This is a genomic window from Thermococcus sp. 4557, from assembly GCF_000221185.1.
Classification (GTDB): domain Archaea; phylum Methanobacteriota_B; class Thermococci; order Thermococcales; family Thermococcaceae; genus Thermococcus.
This window is the reverse complement of record NC_015865.1, coordinates 41,055-63,581: the sequence shown is the minus strand read 5'-3', so window position 1 is coordinate 63,581 and position 22,527 is coordinate 41,055. Positions and strand designations below refer to the sequence as shown.

Annotated in this window: 22 protein-coding genes and 1 pseudogene; 13 read left to right on the top strand and 10 right to left on the bottom strand. The window is 55.5% G+C overall.

Annotation, left to right across the window (positions count from 1 at the left end):
• Positions 1-13: 13 nt before the first annotated feature.
• The 7 genes and pseudogenes from GQS_RS00260 (at position 14) to GQS_RS00235 (ending at position 6,534) form a co-directional block, all read left to right on the top strand.
• Positions 14-1,426 (top strand): exonuclease SbcCD subunit D, encoded by a 1,413-nt coding sequence (locus GQS_RS00260; protein ID WP_014011642.1) that lies wholly within the window; start codon positions 14-16, stop codon positions 1,424-1,426.
• Positions 1,423-4,086, top strand: a complete 2,664-nt coding sequence (rad50, locus tag GQS_RS00255; RefSeq protein ID WP_014011641.1) for a DNA double-strand break repair ATPase Rad50 — start codon at positions 1,423-1,425, stop codon at positions 4,084-4,086. The genes GQS_RS00260 and rad50 overlap by 4 nt, the downstream gene beginning before the upstream one ends.
• Positions 4,073-5,323 (top strand): DNA double-strand break repair nuclease NurA, encoded by a 1,251-nt coding sequence (locus GQS_RS00250; RefSeq protein ID WP_014011640.1) that lies wholly within the window; start codon positions 4,073-4,075, stop codon positions 5,321-5,323. The genes rad50 and GQS_RS00250 overlap by 14 nt, the downstream gene beginning before the upstream one ends.
• Positions 5,319-5,579: pseudogene (locus tag GQS_RS00245) on the top strand (DUF72 domain-containing protein); the annotation flags it as partial. The gene GQS_RS00250 and the pseudogene GQS_RS00245, both read left to right, overlap by 5 nt.
• A 51-nt stretch (positions 5,580-5,630) precedes the next feature.
• Positions 5,631-5,801, top strand: coding sequence for a hypothetical protein (locus GQS_RS10975; protein ID WP_014011638.1), 171 nt, complete (start codon positions 5,631-5,633; stop codon positions 5,799-5,801).
• A 105-nt stretch (positions 5,802-5,906) separates the two neighbouring features.
• Positions 5,907-6,134 carry a hypothetical protein gene (locus GQS_RS00240; RefSeq protein ID WP_014011637.1) on the top strand — a complete coding sequence of 76 codons (228 nt, stop codon included), beginning with the start codon at positions 5,907-5,909 and terminating at the stop codon, positions 6,132-6,134.
• Positions 6,121-6,534 (top strand): type II toxin-antitoxin system VapC family toxin, encoded by a 414-nt coding sequence (locus GQS_RS00235; RefSeq protein WP_014011636.1) that lies wholly within the window; start codon positions 6,121-6,123, stop codon positions 6,532-6,534. The genes GQS_RS00240 and GQS_RS00235 overlap by 14 nt, the downstream gene beginning before the upstream one ends.
• Here GQS_RS00235 and gyaR read toward each other — a convergent pair.
• The gene (gene gyaR, locus GQS_RS00230; protein ID WP_014011635.1) at positions 6,531-7,535 is read right to left on the bottom strand and encodes a glyoxylate reductase; all 1,005 of its coding nucleotides are present in this window, start codon (positions 7,533-7,535) and stop codon (positions 6,531-6,533) included. The genes GQS_RS00235 and gyaR overlap by 4 nt on opposite strands.
• Before the next feature lie 61 nt (positions 7,536-7,596).
• Between gyaR and rlmD the strand changes: the two genes are divergently transcribed.
• Positions 7,597-8,856, top strand: a complete 1,260-nt coding sequence (gene rlmD / locus GQS_RS00225) for a 23S rRNA (uracil(1939)-C(5))-methyltransferase RlmD (protein ID WP_014011634.1) — start codon at positions 7,597-7,599, stop codon at positions 8,854-8,856.
• A gap of 21 nt (positions 8,857-8,877) precedes the next feature.
• Here rlmD and infB read toward each other — a convergent pair whose 3' ends face one another.
• A complete protein-coding gene (gene infB / locus GQS_RS00220; protein WP_014011633.1) occupies positions 8,878-10,671 on the bottom strand; it encodes a translation initiation factor IF-2 in 1,794 nt (597 codons plus the stop codon).
• Between the two features lie 93 nt (positions 10,672-10,764).
• Between infB and GQS_RS00215 the strand changes: the two genes are divergently transcribed.
• Positions 10,765-11,616: a hypothetical protein gene (locus GQS_RS00215; protein ID WP_014011632.1), complete on the top strand. Its 852-nt coding sequence runs from the start codon at positions 10,765-10,767 to the stop codon at positions 11,614-11,616.
• Between the two features lies 1 nt (position 11,617).
• On the opposite strand, the gene ndk is transcribed toward GQS_RS00215, so the two are convergent.
• From ndk to rpl7ae, 4 genes are all read right to left on the bottom strand, one after another.
• On the bottom strand, positions 11,618-12,142 hold the full coding sequence (gene ndk / locus GQS_RS00210; protein WP_014011631.1) for a nucleoside-diphosphate kinase: 525 nt from the start codon (positions 12,140-12,142) through the stop codon (positions 11,618-11,620).
• Positions 12,143-12,237: 95 nt separating this feature from the next.
• A complete protein-coding gene (locus tag GQS_RS00205; protein WP_014011630.1) occupies positions 12,238-12,444 on the bottom strand; it encodes a 50S ribosomal protein L24e in 207 nt (68 codons plus the stop codon).
• A 5-nt stretch (positions 12,445-12,449) separates the two neighbouring features.
• Entirely contained in the window at positions 12,450-12,662 is a 213-nt protein-coding gene (locus GQS_RS00200; RefSeq protein ID WP_014011629.1) for a 30S ribosomal protein S28e, read from the bottom strand.
• Positions 12,663-12,737: 75 nt separating this feature from the next.
• Positions 12,738-13,109, bottom strand: coding sequence for a 50S ribosomal protein L7Ae (gene rpl7ae, locus GQS_RS00195; protein WP_014011628.1), 372 nt, complete (start codon positions 13,107-13,109; stop codon positions 12,738-12,740).
• Positions 13,110-13,224: 115 nt separating this feature from the next.
• Here rpl7ae and GQS_RS00190 point away from each other — a divergent pair, with 115 nt between their 5' ends.
• Positions 13,225-13,422, top strand: a complete 198-nt coding sequence (locus GQS_RS00190) for a hypothetical protein (RefSeq protein ID WP_048056490.1) — start codon at positions 13,225-13,227, stop codon at positions 13,420-13,422.
• Positions 13,422-13,889: a PIN domain-containing protein gene (locus GQS_RS00185; protein ID WP_014011626.1), complete on the top strand. Its 468-nt coding sequence runs from the start codon at positions 13,422-13,424 to the stop codon at positions 13,887-13,889. The genes GQS_RS00190 and GQS_RS00185 overlap by 1 nt, the downstream gene beginning before the upstream one ends.
• Positions 13,890-13,965: 76 nt before the next feature.
• On the opposite strand, the gene GQS_RS00180 is transcribed toward GQS_RS00185, so the two are convergent.
• Genes GQS_RS00180 through GQS_RS00170 form a run of 3 tightly spaced genes read right to left on the bottom strand, consistent with a single transcriptional unit; the run spans position 13,966 to position 17,429 of the window.
• The gene (locus GQS_RS00180; protein ID WP_014011625.1) at positions 13,966-14,580 is read right to left on the bottom strand and encodes an HVO_0476 family zinc finger protein; all 615 of its coding nucleotides are present in this window, start codon (positions 14,578-14,580) and stop codon (positions 13,966-13,968) included.
• A 45-nt stretch (positions 14,581-14,625) separates the two neighbouring features.
• Positions 14,626-15,582, bottom strand: a complete 957-nt coding sequence (locus GQS_RS00175) for a MarR family transcriptional regulator (protein ID WP_048056489.1) — start codon at positions 15,580-15,582, stop codon at positions 14,626-14,628.
• Complete coding sequence (locus GQS_RS00170; protein WP_014011623.1) at positions 15,534-17,429, bottom strand: phosphoadenosine phosphosulfate reductase family protein; 1,896 nt, start codon at positions 17,427-17,429, stop codon at positions 15,534-15,536. Before GQS_RS00170 ends, GQS_RS00175 begins: the two co-directional genes overlap by 49 nt.
• A gap of 235 nt (positions 17,430-17,664) precedes the next feature.
• Here GQS_RS00170 and GQS_RS10925 point away from each other — a divergent pair, with 235 nt between their 5' ends.
• Positions 17,665-17,805, top strand: coding sequence for a hypothetical protein (locus tag GQS_RS10925; protein ID WP_014011622.1), 141 nt, complete (start codon positions 17,665-17,667; stop codon positions 17,803-17,805).
• A 204-nt stretch (positions 17,806-18,009) separates the two neighbouring features.
• On the top strand, positions 18,010-21,261 hold the full coding sequence (locus GQS_RS10745; RefSeq protein ID WP_083818269.1) for a serine/threonine-protein kinase: 3,252 nt from the start codon (positions 18,010-18,012) through the stop codon (positions 21,259-21,261).
• 6 nt (positions 21,262-21,267) lie between these two features.
• On the opposite strand, the gene GQS_RS00160 is transcribed toward GQS_RS10745, so the two are convergent.
• Positions 21,268-22,398, bottom strand: coding sequence for a pentapeptide repeat-containing protein (locus GQS_RS00160; protein ID WP_014011620.1), 1,131 nt, complete (start codon positions 22,396-22,398; stop codon positions 21,268-21,270).
• Between the last annotated feature and the right edge of the window lie 129 nt (positions 22,399-22,527).

The window sequence follows — 22,527 nt, the reverse complement described above, 5'->3', positions numbered from 1 at the left end:
CCGGTGATGAACCATGAGATTCGCGCACATCGCCGACGTCCACCTCGGCAGGGAGCAGTTCAACCAGCCCTTCCGCTACGACGACTACCTCAAGGTCTTCAGGGAGTCCATCGAGAAGGCCGTGAAAGCCAGGGTGGACTTCATACTCATCGCAGGCGACCTCTTCCACGTGAGCCGGCCGTCCCCGAGGACGATACGCGACGCGGTTGAGGTCCTTGAGCTCCCGAGGCGGAAGGGAATCCCGGTCTTCGCGATAGAGGGCAACCACGACAAGACCATAAGGGAAACCTCGGTCTTCGACCTCCTCGAGCATCTCGGGCTGATATACACCGTCGGGCTGAAGAGGGAGCCAAGGGAGGGTGAGTTCCAGAGGAGCAGGAAGATAAGTGAGAACCGCTACCTAGTTTGGGGCCAGGTAGGAGACCTTGAAATCCACGGCCTCAGGCATCACACCCGCTGGCAGCTCATAAGGCAGGAAGGGGCCGTAAACGTTCTCAAGGCGCTCTTCAAGGGAAAGAAGGGCATCCTGATGCTCCACCAGGCGGTCGATTACCTCGCCAAGGACACGCCCTACCAGGACGCCTTTGACCTGAAGCTCAACGAGCTTCCCGACGGCTTTTCCTACTACGCTCTCGGCCACATCCACGTGAGGAGGGTAGCTGAACCGGAGCAGACGGGGCTGAGCGGGCCTCTGGTCTATCCGGGCTCGCTGGAGAGGACGGAGGTAAGGGAGGCGAGCCATACAATCCGCTATTCCCTGAGGGACAAAAAGCCGAAGGTCACGGAGAGCAGGGAGGGGCCGAAGGGGTTCTACATCGTCGAGGACTTTCAGCCGGAGTTCGTAGAAGTCGATGCGAGGCCGTTCTACTCGATCAGGGTGGAGGGGGACAGCAAGTCCCAGCTCAGGAAGAGGGTTGAGGAGGCAGCCTCGCTCGTCCCGAAGGACGCGATAGCGGTTATAACGCTCGAAGGGACGATTAAGGGCGGGGTGAGCCTGGCCGAGTTCAACGACCTCCTTAAAGATTCGGGGATAATGTACTACACCTTCAGGAGCAGGGTCGTGGGGGAGACGGTGCTTTCCAAGGAGAGGCTGAGCGAGGAGGAGCTGTTCACCGAATGGGAGCGGGAGCTCCTCCTGAACCTGAGGGTCTCCCCGAAGGAGTTCTCCGAGGGGCTCACCGAGTTCGTCTCCTGGCTGATTGGGAGGTACGAGAAGGGAATCCCGGAAAAAGCCCGGAAAGTTCCGGAAACTGAAAAGAGGGAAGAACCCGAGAAGAAGGAGAAGGTGTCCGAGAGCACCGCCAAGCCGGAGAAGCCCAAACCGGAAAAAGATCTGGGGAAAGAGCCTCCTAAAAAACCCAGGCCCATTTCCAAGCCCAAAAACCCATCGAGCCTAGACGCGTGGCTCAGGAGGGGTAAGCCGTGAGGATAAGGAGGATAAAGATCAGGAACTTCAGGGCCCACGAGATGAGCGAGGTGGAGTTCAGCGACGGCATAAACCTGCTGATAGGCCAGAACGGCGCCGGCAAAAGCTCGATCCTCGAGGCGATTTTCGCGGCCCTCTACATGGGGCACCCGAGCTTCCCGAGGGGCTACATTCAGGCAAACACCCGCGTCAACTCGACCGGCGGACTGGGATTAACGCTGGAGTTCGAGCACAACGGGAAGAGCTACAAAATCGTCAGGGACTCCAAGAAGAGCGAGCTCCTTGAGGACAGGGAGACGATAGCGGAGAAGAGCTCCGACGTGGCGCGCTGGGTCGAGAGGAACGTCTACCCAATCCAGGTATTCACCAACGCGCTCTACATAAGGCAGGGTGAGATAGAGGGTATAATCACGAACCGCGAGGTAATGGAAAAGGTCCTGCGCAAGGTCCTGGGCATAGAGGACTACGAGAACGCCGAGAGGAACGCGGCGGAGGTGATAAGGGAGCTCAAGCGGAGGAGGGAGTACCTCAGGAAGCTCATCGAGAGGAAGGCCGAGGTGGAGGAGAACCTCCGCGATGCCGAGAAGCGCTTCTCCGAGACGCTGAGGAGGATAAGCGAGCTCAGGGAGCGGGTTGGAGAACTCGAAGGTGCCTTCAGGAAAGCGGAGGAGGATTACTCGCGCCTCAAGGACCTGAAGAGTGAGCTTGAGGGGCTGGAGAAGAGGAGGGCAGTCCTGGAGCAGAGGATAGAGGCCGAGAAGGGTAGAATAGAGGACTATGAAGCCCAGATCGAGGAAGTGAAGAAGGAGATAGGAGAGCTCGAGGGTAAGCTCGCACGCCTCAGGGAGCTCGAGCCCCTCGAGAAGGAGTACCTGAAGCTGAAGTCGCTCCTCTCCCTCAAGGACGAGCTATCAAAGCTTGAAACCGCCGAAGCAAGACTGGCGGAGAAGAGAAAGGTGCTTGAGGAGAGAGCCGCCAGGATCGAGGAGGTCTCTGCAAAGATGGCGGAGCTCGAAGGGGAGGAAAAGTCCCTCCGCGAGACCTACGAGGAGCTGAAGAGGCAGAACGGCCTCTACCAGCGCGCCCTCCAGCGGAAGGCCGAGGCGGAGAGGTATCTGAGGGAACTCGAGCGGGCGGGGGTCACCCCCGAGAACCTGGAAAAGGAGCTAAAAGCGGTCGAGAACGCCAAGGAGGAGCTTGAGAACCTCCGCGAGGAAGTGACCGGGATAAGGGAGGAGATTGCGACTCTCAACGGACTGAAGGAGAGTCTCATCGAGAATCTCTCGAAGCTGGAAGGCGCCAGGGTCTGCCCGCTGTGCAAGAGGCCCATCGGGGAGCACGACGAGGAGGAGATACGGGCCGAGTACGACGCCGAGATAACCTCCATCGAGAAGAAGCTGAATAAGCTATCAAAGAAGCTCAAAAAGCTCAATGAACGGGAAATCGAGCTCAAAGGAATCATCAAGAGGGAGTCAAAGCTCATAAGGCTGAAAAAGACGGCAGACCTCCTGCGGGAAGTCGAAGAAAAGCTGGCGAAGTACGACCTGGAGGAACTCGAGAAGGCCGCGGAGGAGTTTGAAAAGGCCAAGGCAAGGCTCATCGAGATAAAGAAGGAGCTGAGACACCTCAGAGAGGAGCTCGAGGAGCTTGAGAAAGCAAAAGACGAGCTGGGTAGGATAGAGAAAAAGCTCCAGGAGATGGGCAGGGAAAAGAGGAGGATATTGGAAAGGCTGGAGAACGAGGGCTTCGGCTCGTTCGAGGCCGTTGAGGAAAGGATGAAGGAGCTCGAGCCAGCCTACCGCGAGTACCTCTCGCTCAGGGACGTCCCGGCCCAGCTTGAGAGGACGAAGAAGAAGCTCTCCCTCCTGGAGAAGAGGCGCGATGAGAGCATCGAGGCCCTTAGAAAACTGGAGGGAGAGTTCAAGGAGCTGAGGGCGGAGATGGAAAAACTCTCGCGGGAGTTCTCTGAGGAAGCCTACGCCGAGGCAGAGAAGAGATACATGGCAACCGCGAGGGAGCTTGAGAAGGCCAGAACGGAGCTCAAGGGCGCTGAAGAGCTGAGGGACGAGGTAATGAAGCTCCTCGACGAGCTGAAGGCAAAGAAGAAGGAGATAGAAGATGCCGAGAGGGAGCTGGAGACCGTTGAAAAGGCCATGGCAGACATGACCGCGTTCAAGGAGAAGGTGGCGAGGCTCAAGGCCGAGGAGGAGCTGAGGGGCCTTGAGGAAGTACAGAAACTCGCCGGCGAGACATTCTCGGAGATGACGGAGGGCAAGTACCAGGGGATAAAGCTCAAACGCGAGAAGAAGTTCGGAAAGGAGCGGATAGAGCTGAAGGTGCTCTACGCCGGCAACGAGGTCGGTCTGGAATTCCTGAGCGGTGGGGAGAGAATAGCGCTCGGCCTGGCCTTCCGCCTGGCGCTCTCGCTCTACAAGGTGGGGAACCTGGAGCTTCTGATCCTGGACGAGCCCACGCCCTTCCTGGATGAGGAGCGCAGGAAGAAGCTCGTGGAGATAATATCGAGCCAGCTGAGGAAGATACCGCAGGTCATAATCGTTTCCCACGACGAGGAGCTGAAGGACGCGGCGGACTACGTGATAAGGGTGCTGAACGTCGGCGGCAAGAGCCGCGTGGAGGTGGAGAGCATTGGAGCGTATTAGCGATGTTCATATCAAGGAGATCAGGAACTTTCTCCTCAGGAGCCTCAGGGACGTTGGGAAGCTGAGAAGCGCAGTGGCGAAACACTTCTCCTGGAAGCCCCTGCCCGCTCCAAGGGGTGGAAACGTTTACGCGATCGATGGCAGCAGAATGATGAAGCGCCTCAGCGGGGCGATAATCTACGCCGTTTCGGCCTCTGCGATAGGTGAGAGGCTCTACTACTGGAACGATATCGGCATGGTCTTTCCCTATAAGAACGTCGAGGAGAGGGTTAGGATCCACATGGACATTCTGGAGAAGAGAATGGGCGCGATGATGCTCGAACTCGGCGCCGATCTGGTGCTCATGGACGGCACGATAAGCAGCGCCATAATCACACCTCCCACTTACGCATCTTCAACGACGAGGGAACTCTACAACCGGCACGGAAAGCAACTCCTCGAAGCGGCCCTAGAGTTCCTTGACTTCCTCGACGAACAGTGGGTTGAGTGGAGGGAGGAGCTGGAGAAAACCGGCGTGCTCAACGGTTTTTCCCTTCCCTCAAGGGGCTGGAACGGGGAGGAGATATTCTCAATGCTTATGAAACGGGGTGCGAGGAGTATAAGGGAGAGCTTCTGGTGGGTCAACGACAAGGAGGATCTTATAGTCCTCTTCGAGTACCTAGAGTACCTCCACGCACTGGACAGGCTCCTTGGGGGCAGGATAGCGGCGGTAGCTAAGACCTTCTACAAGTCCGACGTCGTTAAGACAGTCCTGGAAAGGGAGAAAGAGAAGCTCAAGGGAGCACCAATGATAGTCGATACCCCCGTTGTGGCTTCGCTTTCGGACGAGAGCGGCTACCTGGAGTTCAGGTACCTCGAAAAGCCCAAGGAGGCCTTTCCAAAGCTGGTCGTCGATTTGATGCACCACGGAAAGCTCCAGAGCCTCAAGGAAATCCTCATCATGAAGGACGGTAAGATACTCGGAGCCCGGATAAGACCGGCATACGTCCGCTTCGCCGAAAGGGGGCTGATATACCTTCTTGAGGTACCAGAAAGGCAGGACTTCGAGGGAACCCTTGCAAATATCCTCTCCGTCGCCGAGGATGAATACGTCATCCCGCTGGAGTACGCCCACCACTCAGTGGTCATCAAAAAGCAGGAGTTCGACGCATACGTGAGCGCGGTGCTGAGCGCACTGGTGGGGGAAGACGAGAGGTTCCTGAGCTTCCTGCGCTATGGGAGGGAGCCGCTGGAGTGAGGAGTTCGACGTTATAGACGTCACCGACCCCCTCGTGAGGATCCCGCTCCATAACGGGGAGATGAACTACTACCGCCTGCACGGGCGCTACGAGAACGGGAGGATAATCTACAGGCACTCCTACAGCGACGAAGAGCTGAAAAAGATAAGGGAAAGGGTCCTCGGCTGGAACCGCGGGGAGGGCTTCGTCTTCTTCAACAACTCTGACATGTGCAGGGACGCGAGGAGGTTCAGGGCGATGATGAAAGAGGTGTGAAGCTTCGATAAGGCTTTATACAACCTCATTGAATTCCCTTTAGGTGGGAGCATGGGAGAGATAATGATAAAGGTTCCGGCGGGAGTTGACCTCGAAAGGCTGAAAAAACTCCTCGAAGCTGATGCAGAGTTCCTTGCAAAGGCTATGAAAAAGAAGGTTCACCTAGGAATACTCGGAAAGGCGAGCGTTGAAGAACTCGAAGAATACGCCTGGAGAGCTTAACAATCCAGTTGTTTTTCTGCGATCGTCGGACACAGGCGTGAATTATACCCATTGTAGTGCAAAAAGTTTAAGATTTGTAATACCAAATTAAATGTGGTGAACTACATGAACTCGGCGGTTGTGAGCGTCCGGGTTCCACCGGAACTCAGGCGTGAGATGAAGAAGTACGATATCAACTGGAGCGAGGAGATAAGGGCGTTCATACGGAAGAGGATTGAAGAGGAGGAGAAAAAACAGGCCCTCCAGGAAGTTATAGAGCTCGTTGAGTCCCTTCATGGGGTTCCAAAGGGAACTGCGGAAAAGCTCGTGAGGGAGGACCGTGATAGTCATTGACACATCTGCCCTCTGTAAATTTCTCCTGAAGGAAGAAGGCTGGAGGGATGTGGTACCCTATCTCCAGCCGGAGAGCGACGTCCACGCGGTTGATATGCTGCTCACCGAGACCACCAATGTAATCTGGAAGAACGTGCGGATATACGGAAACTTTGGCAGAGAGGATGGGGAGAAGCTCCTCGGAGCGCTGGAACTCCTTGTTGATAAGGGAGTGATAACTATCGAGGAGAATCAAAAATACCTGAGACGAGCCTTCGAGCTGAGCGTCGAAGGTGGCATAGCAATCTACGACGCTCTGTTCATAGCGCAGGCGGAGGCGCTCCACGCCACTCTCGTCACCTGCGACGAGAAACAGGGAAAAATAGCGGAGAAACTGGGCGTAAGCGTTGTTCTCCTTTAATCAAACCCCGATTCCTTAACTTTCATGACCTCCCGGTTGACCAGCGTGGGCGGAACCTCACCGTTTTTGAAGGCTATCAGGTTCCTGGCCACGAGTTCGGCCATTCCTTCTCTGGCACCATGGGTGGCGCTGCCTATGTGGGGCGCCAGAACCACGTTGTCGAGGCTGAAGAGCTCCTCATGGTAGTACGGCTCCTCCTCGTAGACGTCCAGGCCTGCACCGGCTATCCAGCCTTCCTTGAGTGCCCTGACGAGCGCCTCCGTATCGACGACCTTGCCCCTCGCTATGTTTACGAGTATCGCTGTTTTCTTCATAAGCCTGAGCTCCCTCTCGCCTATCATGCGGTGGGTCTCCTTCGTCAGCGGGACTGCCAGAACCACGAAGTCGCTCTCGCGCAGGAGCTCGTGCAACGGCTTGAACTCGGCGCCGAGCTCTTTCTCGGCCTCTGGCTTCCTGCTCCTCGAGTTGTAGAATATCCTCATCCCGAAGCCCCTTGCGCGCCTCGCCACCGCCTGGCCGATTCTTCCGAAGCCGACCACACCGATGGTCTTTCCGTAAACGTCGTGGCCCAGCAGCATCCTCGGGTGCCAGGCTATACCGCGCTTTTTCCACTCGCCCGAGCGGATGAACCCGTCCGCTTCAATTAAGCGCCTCGCGGCGGCAAGGAGGAGTGTCCAGGCGAAGTCGGCGGTGGCGTTAGTGAGGACGTCGGGGGTGTTGGTGACGTATATCCCGCGCCTCGTTGCCTTCTCAACGTCTATGTTGTCGTAGCCGACGGCGTAGTTGGCCACGATTCTAAGCCGAGGGGCGCTGTCAAAGACCTCGGCGTCTACCTTCTCGCTCAGCATGGTAACGAGGGCATCGACGTCCCGAACCTTCTCGAGCAGGACTTCCCTCGGAATCTCATGCTCGTCCTCCCAGACCTCGACCTCAAAGTGCTCCCTCAGGAGTTCGATGCCGTTTTCGGGAATCGCACGGGTGATGAAGACCTTTGGCCTCATAATCTCACCTCCGCCTGAAACTCAGCGAGGGGTATAAAAACCCTGATGGCGAGTCCCGACCATGCGCATCAGGGGAGAGATAAAGGAACTCAGCGCCGATGGCCTCGGCCTCCTTGAGGGGGAGAGACGGATCCACGTTCCCTTCGCATATCCAGGGGATTACGTCCTCGTCCGGCGGACGAAGAGGCGCTTCGGCAGGAGGATCGCCACGGATTTTGAGCTTCTGGAACCTTCACCTCTCAGGCAGACCCCGAGATGCCCCCACTTCGGAGCCTGCGGAGGCTGCCTCTGGCAGGGTCTGAGATATGGGGAACAGTTGAGATTCAAAGCCGAACTCTTCGAGCGGATAACCGGGATAAGCGCGCCGGTTAAGGGATCACCCCAAATCTGGGACTTCAGGAACGTGAGCAACTTCATCGTGACTGCTGAAGGGATAGGACTCAAGGAGTACGGGGATCCCCTCGGCGTGGTGGAGCTTTCCGAGTGTCCGGTTTTCTCCAAAGGGACATCCGAATACCTGCGCGCCCTTCGGGCTTTTTTGAGCGAGACTGGCCTTGAGCCATGGGATTTGAAGAGAAAAGCCGGCGAGGTTCACTACCTGCAGGTCAGGGAAGGCAAGTTCACGGGTGAGCTCATGGTGAACCTCGTAGCCCATACGAAACCCTCGAAGGAAGTTGCTGAGGTCTTCAGGGACTACTTCTCCTTTGCGGATTCCCTCTACTGGAGCCTTAAGACGGACGAGAGGGACGACCCAAGGGGAGAGCCCGAGATCATGGGGGGCGAACCCTTCATACGTGAGAGGATCGGGGACGTGGCATACCTCATCCACCCCAATTCATTCTTCCAGACCAACAGCTACGCCCTGTGGTTACTCCTCAAGGCCGTTGAAGACTTTACAGATGGCGAGAAAGTCCTCGACCTCTACTCCGGCGTCGGAACCTTCGGCGTCTGGCTGGCGAAGAGGGGTTTCGAGGTTGATGGGGTCGAGCTGAATCCCTTCGCTGTGGAGATGGCGAGGAAAAATGTCGAACTAAATGGGGTGAATGCCAGGTTCCGCGTCGGTCGGGCCGAGGAAACGCCAATCGGTGACTACGACACAGTCATAGTTGACCCGCCGAGGAAGGGGTTGAGGGAGGCGGCCGAGTTACTGGTAAAAAGCGGCGTTGAGAGGGTCATTTACGTCTCCTGCAACCCAAAGGCGTTTCGGCTCGACTACGAGAACCACCTGAGGAAGACTTACAGGATAGAGGACGCTATTCTAATCGATATGTTCCCGCACACGCCCCATGTTGAGGCGGCGATATGGCTTGAAAGAACTTGAAAGAAAAGAGGGTAACGAGGCTCAAACCGCCTTCCAGAACGGGTCCCCCTGAGCCTTCACCTTCGCCGTCATCTTGAGGGCCCTTACGTCGGTCTCGTCCATCTCGTTCTTGAGCTGCTTGGCGAGGATTATGACGTCGTTCTTGCTCAGGTCAACGTAGAGCGTCTCGCCAGGGTGGATGTGCCTGCCGACCATCGCGCCCTCGATGGCTATCGCAACGGCGTCGCCCTTCTTGGCCTCCTGGACGAAGTCGTTCTTGTTCTTGATGGACTTGATGACGCCGACCTTCTGGCCGTTCTGCTTGATGAGCGCCACTCCGGGTCTTATGCGGCCCTCCACGACCTCAACACCCACTATCGCGGGGTGGCTCCTCCTGAAGACGTAGCGCTCGTCCGGGTAGAGCCTTATGACACCCGGGAAGGTGACCTTGCTGAGCAGCTCGCGCTTCTTTTTCTCCTCCTCCGCCTTGACCCAGGCCTCGTAGTCCTCGATGAGCTTGTAGATGATGTTGCCGGTGAATATCGGCACCCCCTTGGCCTTGGCGACCTCTTCGGCGTCCTCGTTCACCCTGACGTTGAAGCCCAGAACGACGCCGTACTTGGGCTCCTCGTCCTTGACACTCAGGGCCTCCATCACGTCGGTCTTGCTTATGTTCCCCACGTCGGCCTTCCTGATGGGAATCCCCTTCTCCTGGAGCTCCTTGCTGAGGGCCTCAAGCGAGCCGAGGGTGTCGGCCTTGACAATGACGCCCACCTTGCCGGTGCTTATGACGACGCTCTGTATCTGGCTCAGGATTTCCTGCCTGGCCTTTTCAATCTCCTCCTCCGAGCGGGCCGCTATAACCGGCGAGCCGGCTAAGGCCTCCTCAAGTCCCGGGGCGGCTATCTTTATACCCGCCGCGGCGGCGACCTCTTCAACCTGGTCGAAGCGGAAGCGCGGGTCGCGTATCTCGTCGAGGGGCTTCGGCTTGAGGAGGGCGCGGATTTTCGTAACTATCGCCTTGTCCTTGCCTCCAACCACGATGGTGTCGTCCCTGCGGAGGGTCCCGTCGTATATGATGACGTCAAGCGTGGTTCCCAGGCCGACTTCCTCGCGTATCTCTAGTATAGTGCCGCGCGCCGGGCCCTCGACCTCGATCTTGAGCTTCTCCTCGAGGTACTTCTGGCTGAGACCTGCGATGAGGACGAGAAGTTCGGGAACACCTATGCCGTACTTGGCCGAAATCGGAACTATCGCCAGCTCGCGGGTGAAGTTCTGGACGCGGTCAAAGCGGTTGGCCTGGAAGCCCATCTCGTAGAACTTTCCAATGAGCTCCCAGAGCTTGGTTTCAAGCTCTTGCTGGGCCCTCTGATCCTGCTTCTTGATGTTCACGAGGAAAGGCTCATCCTCCTCCACCTTCCAGCCCTTAATCCTGTCTATCTTGTTGGCGGCCACGATGAAGGGGGTCCTGTTCTTCCTGAGTATCTCGATGCTCTCTATGGTCTGCGGCTGGAAGCCCTCGTTGATGTCCACGATGAGAACCGCCAAATCGGCCAGGCTCCCACCCCTCGCGCGCAGGCTCGTGAAGGCCTCGTGCCCGGGAGTGTCGATGAAGAGCAGCCCGGGAAGCTTTATCTCGCCTTTCCAGAGCTGGATAAGTGGGCCCGCCAGATTCCTGACGGTCTCTATGGGAACCTCCGTCGCGCCTATGTGCTGGGTTATTCCACCTGCCTCCTTGCCGGCGACGTTCGTGCGCCGTATCCTGTCGAGGAGCGTGGTCTTTCCGTGATCTACATGCCCAAGAACCGCTATGATGGGCTGCCTAATCTTCTTCATTGTTCTCACCTCTAAGCCTAACTCAGGCGTGGGTTTTTAAAGGGTTCGGGGCAAGAATTAAAAAGGCCCGTGGTAAAGTCCAACGGTGGTCGCATGATAGCGCTCGCACTCGGATTGATTGTCGGCGTTGGAACGGCGCTGATGCTAGGAAAGCTAAAGGACAGGGCTCATGAGATTACGCTGGCACTATACACCCCAGTATTCACTTATCTCATCGCGGACGGGTTCTATGGGGGTCAGAGAATACTCGAAGAGCAACTGGGAGGGGGAATGATAGGGCTTCAGACATTCCTGGCCCTTCTGGCGACCATCGCCTACGCTCAGTTCAGGGGGAGAAAATCCCTGACCATAGATGAGTACCTAAGCACCTCCGCCCTGTTCTGGGTGATGCTGGGTACTGGAATAGCGCTCTCCTCAAGTGCACTGCCCGCTTTGGCGCTGCCGGGTTTGATGCTTTACGCCATCATCGTCCTGCTTTCTGAGAGAGATCCCCTTGGCTGGCTGAAGGCGGGACCCTGCTCCGGGGAGCCCGGAGAACTCGCCAAAAGTCTCGGATTCGAATGTCTGGCCGATAGAGAGAGTTTATCTGTTTACAGGATTAAACGGCACCTCGTACTTGGCGGAAGAGTTTTAAGCGACTTCCCGCGCTGGAGAGAGCTCGTGAAATGCCTTGCAGAGCTTCCCGAGGCTGGGAAGACACTTCGGGCCTTTGGATACGCCCTCAACCTCCTCCCCATCCCGGTCGGAATCGCCATGGGGGAGGGCATGTTCACGGCTTTGGTTCTCACAGGCCTCGTGCTCCCCCTGTACTTCGTCGGCCCCATAATCGCGGTCAAGAGAACCAAGGCAAACATCCAGGAAGGCTGCAGAGGGGTTATGGAAGAATACAGGGAGTTCTTCCGCAAGAACAGGAAGAGAGAAAAGCTGGATGTGGTGATAGACTGACTCAGCGCTCCAGGCAGTCCATAGTGTCGAGGTACTCCCTCTTCGCCCTGGCGTGCGTGTGGTAGAACCAGTCCGCGGCTTTGCAGTATCTGTAGAGCTCATCCGGCTTGAAGTAGAGGTTTATCTCCCTCTCGGCACTCTCCGGGCTGTCTGAGGCGTGGATTATGTTGTATATCGAGTCGCCGATGTCGAGGCCGTAGTCGCCCCTTATGCTTCCGGGTTCGGCGTCCTTAGGGTCGGTGGCGCCGGACATCTTCCTGACGACGCTTATGGCGTAGCGCCCCTCAACGACCATCACAACGCTCGGGGCCTTGGTGATGTAGTCAATGAGAGGCTCGAAGAAGGGCTTTCCTTTGTGCTCCTCGTAGTGCTTCTCCGCCATCTCACGGTCGATCCATATCATCTTCATCCCGACGATTTTAAGTCCCCTCTTCTCAAAGCGGGAGATTATTTCGCCCATCAGCCCGCGGACAACGGCGTCGGGCTTTAGTATGACGAGGGTTCTTTCTATCTTCTTCTCCACCATCGGCAACACCGAAGTTAGTTGGCCGGGTGGTTAATAGGCTTTTTGGAAAGTCTCACCAGAAACGATGCCGGAAACATGGAAGGAAAAGAAAGAAATCACTTCCTCCTCTTGGCCCTCTGAAGGCGGGCCTCCTCGAAGGCCTTGGTCCACTTGAGCTTCCTCGGGTTCCTGCCCATGAAGTAGTACTTCTCGCACTTGCTGGAGCAGAAGAACAGGACTCTGCCGTCGTTCCTGACGTACATCTTGCCGGTTCCCGGCTCGAACTCCTTTCCGCAGTAGGAGCAGACGTTCCACCTGGCCATCGCGATTACCTCCTGGTCCTGATCTCCCTGGCTTCACGCTCGGTCTCCCTGAGGATGACTATGTCGCCGACGCGGACCGGGCCCTTGATGTTTCTCCTTATGACACGGCCCTTGTCGCGGCCCTCAAGAACCCTAACCTTGACCTGAGTAACGCCACCGGTGACGCCGGCCCTGGCGACTATCTCAATAACCTCAGCCGGGTATCCTTCGTCGCTCATTTCTCACACCCCTTAACCTAAAAATCCCTCGCACGGATGAACTTAAACCTTTCCGTGAATGAAGGGAAAAGGAGCTCACTTCATGAGCTCCCTGACCTTCATAGCGATGTCCTCAACGAGCTCGCGGCCCTTGCCGGGCTCAACGATGGCTATGCTGGCCGACGGGACCTCAAGCCCGGCAGCGGCGCCGAGCTCCTTCTTGCTCGGAACGTAAATGTACGGAATCTCCTTCTCCTCGCACAGCGGCGGGAGGTGGGCAACTATCTCCTCGGGGTCAACGTCCTCAGCGATGACAACGAGCTTGGCCTGGCCCCTCTCAACGGCCTTGGTCGTCTCGTTGGTACCCTTCCTTATCCTTCCGGTGTCGCGAGCGAGCTCAACGGCCTCAAGAGCCTTCTCAGCGAGCTCCTGCGGAACCTCAAACTTGACGTAGCTTGGCTTAGCCATTTTTCATCCCTCCGGAATCCTCATCGTTCATCGAGTTGTGCATGCTCGATTCTGGGGGAGGCTTTAAAAGGATTTCGATAGGAAACGATTTAAGCCCTAAACCGAAACGAATACCATGTCTGAGGCCATGAAGATGTACGAGTTCCTTAAGGCCCTTCCCCCGGAACTCCGGGAAAGGTTTGAGGTAGACCTCATGAAGGCAGAACTGGAGAAGGAGGTAAATCATCTCATTAAGACTTTAAAGCCCGGATTTGGCGGAAAATCCACCTCAAAGGAGCTTGATGAATACGCCGATGAGGTGTATGAGTCTTGATGTATCTGGACACCAACATAATCTACAATTATATCTTTGAAACGGAACTAACAACGTACGCCACCGAGGCCCTTTCCGCTCCGGAGCCAAAAATAATCTCCGACACTGCCATAAGTGAGGCCATTTTCGTGACCCTCAGAAAACTTGCCAAAGACGAGTACGGGATAAACTCAACAAAAAGCCTGAGAGAAGCTTTAAAATCCAACAAGGTCCCTCCGGAGATTCTTTCAAAGGCATACAGCTACGTGAAGGCAACATTGGCATTCCATAACGTTGTGACAATACCGGAAAACGTCAGTTGGGAGGACACCATCATACTCGCCCAAAAGTACCATCTACTGCCGAACGATGCCCGCATCCTTGCAACGCTACTGACCAACGGCGCGGACAAACTGGCAACTCTGGATAAGGATTTCCAGAACGTGTCCGGTGTTGTAGAATTGTGCCCAAAAAGTTTCTGGAAGTAAGGGTCAGCAGCGGCCAAGCTCTTCATTCCCCGAAGGGGTCAGAAAAGGAAAGAAAACCTCATCATCTCCGGTGTTCTCACCGGGATTCCCTGCCGTAGCCCCTGTATATCTCCAGGCTCCTCCTAGCGCGGGCGCGGGGAATCGAGTGTCCCATAATGGAGATGATTTTGTCGGCCCTCGCACCACCGTGGCGGAGCATCTTGGTCTCCGTCTTTATCTTCTCGATCCGGAAGGTGTAGCCGCCGACCTCCAGAACCTCGCCGACGACGAACTCCTCGTCCCTGCCGACTTTGACCCTGAAGGCCTGGGTTACGCCCTTCGGCAGGTAGATGGAGACCTTGATGACCTTCGGATAGGTTAAGCTCTCGCCCCAGAGGGTTCTTATCTCGCCTATCTTGGCCCTTTCCACGCGTTTGTTCTCATCAAGCTCTATGCCGGTTATCCTGACCTCGTCGTCTTCGGTCTCAACTATGTCGCCCACTCGTATTTCCTCGCCCTCCGGCAACTCAGCGAAGGTTCTGAAACTCCTCTCGTGCTTGCTCACAATGAGCGGGACCTTGATGAGCTTTGGAAGCGTGACGTGCCACACGTTGCCGCACTCGTTGCAGCGAAGGGTGAGCTCCCTTCCCCTCTCCTTGATGACCTCAACGTCATCGCTACCGCACTCTGGACAGATGAAATACTCCTCCATGTCTCTCACCAGTGGGAAGAAGAGGGGAGGCGTTTATAAAGGTACTCACTCCTTCAGAAAAACCCGGTATGTCCTGCCCTCCTTCACGCGCGTGATGAGGCCCTTCCCCTCCATCTCGCGGAGGATTATGCTGACCTTCGCCTTCGAAACGCCGAGCTTGTCAGCGAGTTCGCTCTGGAGAACCGGGCCCTCCCTCAGCAGGGCGAGTATCTTCTCCTCGTCGCTCCGCAGGTGGGTCTTCTCCTCCTCGTGCTTCCTCTCGCGGTAGAGGATGTAGCCGTAAACGGAGCCGCCGCCGATGAGGAGGCCCGCCAGGAAGGTTCCCGCATAGAAGAGCGGGGATGGCTGGGAGGGGGCCGTTATCTCGCCCGAGAATCCCACTATGAAGTAGAACTCATCGCCGGCGCGGAGGTCGCGGCGCGTCCACTCAAGCAGGAGCCGGCTTGTGGAGCTCTCGACCCTGTCCGGCGATGGAATTATCGGGGAAAGCACCGCGTAGCCTTTGGGGACGACCAGCTGCATGTGGAAGAGACCCACCGGCTGACTGAAGCGTATGTAATAAGTGAACTGGTTCTTCCCTTCGTCCTCGGTTATCATGCCCCGGGTTGTGAAAGTCAGCCGTATCCTCGCGCTCTCACCTGGGCCGAGGGTTGGGAAGTACATGTAGATTGCGTTCGTTCCCCCCAAGACCTCCTTGACCGTCACGTTTACCGGTTTCACGCCGCTCGGAAGGTCCAGAACGGCCCGCGGATCCTCCACAGGATAGTCCGTGTAGATAACGTACTGGCTGAGGTTTGTGTGGGAAGTTAAATCGATCTCAATTGTCTCTTCCACCTGGTCGGGGGTAACCACGTCAAAATAGACCGCGTAGGCGTTTATCTCGTAGTCGTATTCCTGTGCGCCCACACCGTGGAGCGCGAAGGAGAGGAAGAGGAGGATGGAGACTAACCCAATTAAAGCTGGCTTCCTTCCTCGGGGTTTTTGATTTTCAGGAGCGGGCATACGTCCATACACTCCCGGCAGTGGGTGCAGAGTTCGGGGTTCACGACAATCTTCTTGCTCCTCGGGTCTATGCTGAGCGCCCCCTCCGGGCACTTGCCGACGCAGACACCGCATCCGACGCACTCGTAGGCGCGCTTGACGAGGTAGTAGGCCTGGACTCCCTCACCGAAGTCTCCGGTGTATGCGCCGTCCTCCCTAAAGATAACCTCCCCCGCTCTTATGTAGTTTTCGCCCTCCTCGACCTCTCCAAGGATCGGGGCAACCTCTCTAATCCTCCTCAGGTTCACGACGGTGTTGAAGCGAACCGTGAAGGTGCCGTCGTCGTTCTCCACCATCGAATACTTCACGGGCTCCCAGGAACGCTCCTCCGGAACTTCAACGCCGAGCTCCCTCGCTATCGCCTTCTCCCCCTTACTCAGCTTCTTCCAGCGCCAGAAGCCGTAGGTTATCCACTCGTCGGGCATGTTGAAGCGCTTTCCCCAGCGCTTGAGCTCGTTCTCCCACTTGGCCCACAGCTCGGGCCTCTCCTCCTTTAGGGTGTAAATCTCCGCCAGGGACGCGCTCGGACAGAGGAAGCAGCCTATCCTGTCGAGCCTCTCCTCGTAGAGCGGGTTGTACTTGAGGTTCCGGCTGAAGATGTAGAGCCAGACCTCCAGCGCGCGCCAGTGGAATATGGGCGATGCCCCGGTCTCGTTCGGCACCCAGGGGTTCTTCCAGATGCGGGGTTGCTTGAAGCGCTTTATGCTCTCGTACTTCCTCTGGCCGACGAACATGAGAACTCCTTCGGGGTAGTTCTCCTTTATCGCCATTGTTATCGGGCCGAGCTTCGTTACCTTACAGCACCAGCGGTAGTCGCGGCCCGGCGGGGAGAAGACGTGGATGGCGCGCCAGAATGCGTCGCCGGCATCGGCAACGATGAACTTAATCCCCTTCGGCTCGAGCTCCCTCCTCAGCTCCTCGACGTATTCAAGCGTTTCTGGGAACTCTATGCCGGTGTTGTTGAAGAAGATTGTGAAGCCCTCGTCGCCGAACTCCTCCAGCGCTAGGCCGAGGACGGCCAGGCTGTCCTTCCCGCCGGAGAATGCCACAGCGACCGGAAGGTCCGAGTACCTGTTCGCGGTCTTCCTCATGAAGCGCCTCGCTTCCATCACCTTCTTCTCCAGTTCGATGGAGTTTGCCCTGAGAACGTCCTCCATCGTGGCCTTTCTCCCCTCACGGTAGTTCACACTCTTCTGCCGCCTGACCTTGACTCCGGTGCCGCGCTCCCTGTTGGCCAGGGCTTCGTAGTCCTTCTTTGCTATGCCGGTCGCGATGATCTCTCCATCCTCCGAGATGAGAATAACGTCGTCCCCGCGCTTTATACTCGGCTCGGCCTCGATTATGCCAACCGGCAGGAGGTTGGAGCCGTTGAGGATGGGCTCTATTGCACCATCATCGACGATTATCCACTTCCTCATGGATTTTCCGAAGCGCTTCCAGAGGGCGATGGCACCCTCGACCTTCAGGCCGGGCTTCCACTTCAGCTCCAGCGGGTCGAAGCGCACCCAGCCGAAGACGTAGCCGTCGAGTATTATCTCGTAGGAGTCGTCCTCTCCTGGCGTCTTGTTGAGAAGCACCACCTTCCCCTCGAACAGCTCGCCGATATCGACGCCGTAGTGCTCCCTGAAGACCGAGCGTATGAACTCGATGTCCTTCTCAAAGGCGAATCTCAAATCGCCGGGGGGAGTGATGTTGAGACGGAATACGCTCTCCTTTCCATGAACGGCACAGCTATCACCGATGAGCGGGACGTTGCACTTCTCGCACCAGTTTATGTAAGCCTTACCGAGGAAGACCGGCCTTCCCATTTTCTCTCACCTGAGGCGAAAAGGGAGCGGGGGTTTATAAAGGCGATTGGTCGACCTTGCGGAACGTCGTCCGGCAGGGGTTTATAAAGTCTTGCCGAATGGCAATCGCCATCTATTTATAAAGGCCGGCGGGTTTTCAACCGACAACACGACCGGGCATGACCCTGAACCCCGCGTTGGATCCATCAACCGAAAGCCTCTTAGTCCTCGGTGATGTAGCACGGTGGGTAGTGATATGAGGAGGATACCATTGCTCCTTCTTCTCGCGATGATTTTACCTCTCGTCACAGCCGAAAACCCCGGCCTATGGTGGGTCAAAGCTTACGGTGGAAGAGATGTTGATATGGCTTACGCGGTTGCAATCGCGAGGAACTGACGGCAATAATACCTTGGAGGAGCATCCTTCTGTTCGGCTCGCCTGGCGGGCAAAACGCTACTCGATGAGAGATTTGAGAAGCATTTAAGAAGGGTACGGTCCCCCACGAACGAAGAGGGACATCGAAAGGTACAAAAAGTTGGCAAAGGAGTTTGGAGAATGAGAGCAACATACTATTATAATTAGCTATTAAGGTGATTCCATATGGCACGCATATGGAAGTACCTAGCTACAGGAATTATAGGTTTTGTAGGCTGGATGTGTTGGTTTATACTAGCAACACTCCCCATTCTCAATGAAAACGATATACTCTTCGCTACTTTATGGTTCCTATTACTTCTGGTGATAATACCAACCATATTTGCTATACGTTGGATTCCGAAGGTAAACCCCAAATACAAGAGTTGGATGATTTTCATAATAGTGTTATTTGCCTTATTTGGAATGGCCCCTTTCATATTAACGGCTTTTTGGGCATGGACAAAGATTGACGGAACAAAACAGAGAAAGGAGCGCGAACACAGGGAAATTCGTAAGAAAGAGGAGCGTGGACATAGGAAAATTCGTGAGAGAAAGGAGCGCGAACATAGAATTAAGTGCTTCAATGAGCTTTTGATTAGGGCCGAAACATCAACACCGGTGGAAAAAGTAAAACTCCTGCAAGATGCTTATAACATGATTAAGGGTGTTGACAAAACCCTTGCCAAGAAGGCCAAAAATCTTCTCGACGCCACGAAGACCGAGATTTTCACAACCCTCAACGTCATCATCAAGGAGTTCAATACTGCCCTAGAAAACCTGGACATTAAAACTGCTGAGGCAAAGCTCAAGGAAGCAGAACCCTACGCGGAAGCTTTGGGAAAGAACATTAATTGGCACAAAAAGAGGCTAGAAAAGGTCAAGGAGGTATACCATGCACTGGAGGAAGCCCAGTTCCTGCTTTCAAAAGATGAGCTGGTTCAAGCATATTCCAAGTTTAAGAGAGCCCTGTCAGAGGCACAGTCCCTCAACCACGAACTCTTGATGAAAAAGGCTGGAGAAGGGCTGAAACGAATTGAAGAATATTACACCAAAGAGAGTTCTAAAAAGATTTCTAATGCAAGAAAACTGGCCGACGATAGGAAATACTCAAGCGCCCTCATTGAACTTAAGGAACTCCTCCCACTGGCCCGTGCAATAGGACGGAGTGGAGAGATTGAAAGACTTATGGACGAGATTCAAGTTGATTCACTGCTTGAGGAAGCGGACAGCGCCTTTAAAAACAGTGCATACGTGATCGCCTTGGGCAAATACCGGAAAGCCTACAGCAAGGCCCTCAAACTGAACCAGCCAGAAAAAGCAAACCTCGCTGAGAAAAGAATATTCGAGATCGAAAAACATCTCTCAGATAAGTTGCTAAAACAGGCCGAGAACGCCCCAATGAATGAGGCCATTGAAAAGGCCAAAAAGGCCCTTGAAATAGCCGGGTACCTTGAAGACATCAGAATCAGAGCTCAGAGGATACTCTCCAAAGCGGAAAACGAACTGTCGAAGATCCTCTCGGAGGGCGATGCACTGCTGTTGGAAAGGCGGTTTGACGACGCCATAAGGGTGTACGAGTCAGCGCTACCTCTGGCAGAGGCTATTGGCAAGTCTAGACTTGTATCCAAGAAGATTGAACACGCGAAGGCTCTAAGGGACAGGGAGTCTCAGATTGAAAGGCTGAACTCCATGTTATCTAGAGTTGATGAGCTAATGGATCGTAAGGAATACTCCAGGGCCGTGATAGTTATCAATGAGTCCCTAAACATAGCAAAAGCATTAGGGATGATAGGGAGGGTTCAGGAGAAGCTTGAATCTCTAAAAACCCGTATGGAAAATCTGGTTTCTAGGGGAGACTCAGCCTTTGAGAGTGGAGATTACACCGAGGCCCTTAAACTCTACGACGAAGCGCTGAGAATTGCAGAAGCCATGCACGTTGACCCTTCCAGGATAAAGGGGAGAATTATGAGGGTCGAAGAGAGGCAGAGGCTCGAACTTCTGAAGGAGAGTCTCAAGCTCGACGTTCCAACCGAGATGCCTCACAAGGTCGAGACAGAGGTTTCCATAATAGTGACGAACAGGTTCTCCGAGGACCTTTCCCTCACCGTTGACCTGAGCGAAAACGTGGACTACTTCGAGCTGAGCGAGGAGAAGGTGAACTTCCCGCGCGTCAAGCCAGGCAGGACGATAGGCGAGAGCATCACCGTGAAGCCCAGGTTCATGGGAGACTTCGACTTCATCATAACCGTTGAGTCCGATAAGGGGTCCTTCAGAAGAGTCATCCCGGTGAAGGTCACGAAGACTGCTAGAATGGGCGCGGCGGCTGTGACCCCATCAGCCCTAACGAGCATCCCAATAATCAACCCGGTTGAGGCTCTCCAGGAACTCTACTCTGACTTCCAGTACATCGGCGAGGGCGGCTTCGCGAGGGTTTACAGGGCCAAGAGGAAGGATGGAAAAACCGTTGCGCTCAAGATCCCGAAGACCCTCGATCCTGCGGTTGGCAGGGCATTTGTTAGAGAAATCACCAACTGGCTGCACCTCAAGCACCCGAACATCGTCGAACTCTACGATGTGAACGTCCTTCCCGTGCCGTACCTGGAAATGGAGTACTGCGAGAGCTCGCTGGCAAGGGTTCAAAAACCCCTGCCGGTAGATGAGGCTTCACTCATAGTCTTCAACATTGCCGAGGCTTTGAAGTATGCTCACGGGAAGAAGATCGTGCACAGGGATTTGAAGCCGAGCAACGTTCTCCTCAAGAATGGCTTACCGAAGATTTCTGACTGGGGTTTGAGTAAGGTTTTAGAGGAGAGCATGAGCACGACGACCACGACCAGCTTCACACCCTTCTACGCGGCTCCGGAGCAGATCGATAAAAAGTACGGGCACACGGAAGAGAGGACCGACATCTACCAGCTCGGCGTCATCTTCTACGAGTTAGTCACCGGCAAACTCCCCTTCGAAGGTACGCTGAGTCAGGTGATGATGGGGATTCTGAGGGATGACCCGGTTCCGCCGAGCCAGTTGAACCCGGCGGCAAGGGAGGTAGAGCAAATAATCATGAGGATGCTCGCCAAGAGAAAGGAGGATCGCTATCAGTCCATCGAGGAGCTCCAGCGCGATTTAGCAAGAGTCCTCAACATGACTTACTCGGAGAGCCTGAAGGAGAGTAAGACCCTCGGCGACGTTGGGAGAGCAAAATACTACCTGACGGAGCTTCTCCTCATCAACCTGAAGACCAACAACGCCCGAGAGGCCTACAAGTACGCGAGCGATTTGGCGTTCTACGTTAAGGGCGAACTTAAGGAAGAAGTCCAAAAGCTTGCCGAGCAGGTCAAGTTTAGGCTGGAGGAGGGCTTGGATATACCGCAGGAGCTGATAGAGAAGGCCGAGATAGTAGTGCACAAGATAAGGGTGGGGTTTGAAAAGGTTTGACTTCTTTTACTTTATCACCTTCCTGCTCAGCACTACGACAAAGAAGGCCATCATGAACGCTCCAAGAAAAGCTTCACTCACCGCCAAAAGGTGGTAGCCGGGCTTCGGAACGTAGTCGCCGTAGCCGACTGTGGTAAAGGTGACCACGCTGAAGTAAAGGTTCTCCCAGAACCCTGACGCCCCACTGACGGCTCCGAGGAGGGTGTAAACAAAGGCATAAAGGAGAATGACAGCCACAGTTGTCAGAAAGACCCTACCCGGACTCTCGCCGTAGCTGGAGGTGTACCAGAGGAAGCGGTTGACGAGCCAGCGGAGGTGACCTTCAAGGAAGGTGAGCCATCTTTTTCCGGACCTCGCCGTGAGAGGAACGAAGGCCTCAACGTACCTACCGGGAACCCGGTGGGCCAGTCTCTGGATCTTTCCACGCACCCTCCACTCGCCCACGGAGTAGGTGCTCGCCATGTCGTATATCCCCTGCTCAGTGAAGAGCTTCTTTAACAGGAGGTAAACGTCTATCGCCCGGTTGTAGCTCTCAGCGGCCTCGGCGTACCTTCCCTCCCTGACGAGCCTGTCCCCCGTAACCTCCTCAACGACTACCCGATCAAACTTCGCGTAGCGGAGGTTCTTGGCACCGCTGAGGGAAACACCGTAGAGCTTTGCGCCCCTGAAGTCGGTGTTGAAGAGGTTGGTACCGTTGAGGTTTGCACCGTAGAGCTCAGCTCCCCGGAGATCTGCATTGGCTAGTGTGGCGTTCTCAAGACTCGCCAGTGAGAGATCAGCGCTTATGAGCCTTGCCCCCGTCAGGTCGCTGCCATCGAGACGGGAGTTGCTCAGACTGGCATGGGATAGGATGGAACCGCTGAGGTCAGCGGAATTGAGTAAAGCCCAACCCAGATTGGCGTGGGTTAAGTCCGCATCGCTCAGATCGGCATAGCGCAGGTTGCTGCCCTCCAGGTTGACCTTTCTAAGGTTGGCGCCCGAGAGATAGGCTTCCTCCAGATCTTCGCCGGAGAGGTCAGCCCTTTCAAAATCCTTCCCGCCAACGGGCTCATGGAAGGGGCAGAATGCCGAATCTTCCTCCGCCTCTCTGGGGCACTCCTTGATGGGGTTGTGACGGTAGCTGTGGACGCACTTCATGGACCACCCCAACCAGGGAAAATCCGTCAGTGGGACACGGGTATGTAGGCTATATCTCGCAAAACGTATTTATTTGTTTTGTGGACTCGATAACGGTGGAACTTTCCAAAGGGCGAAAACCATTTATTC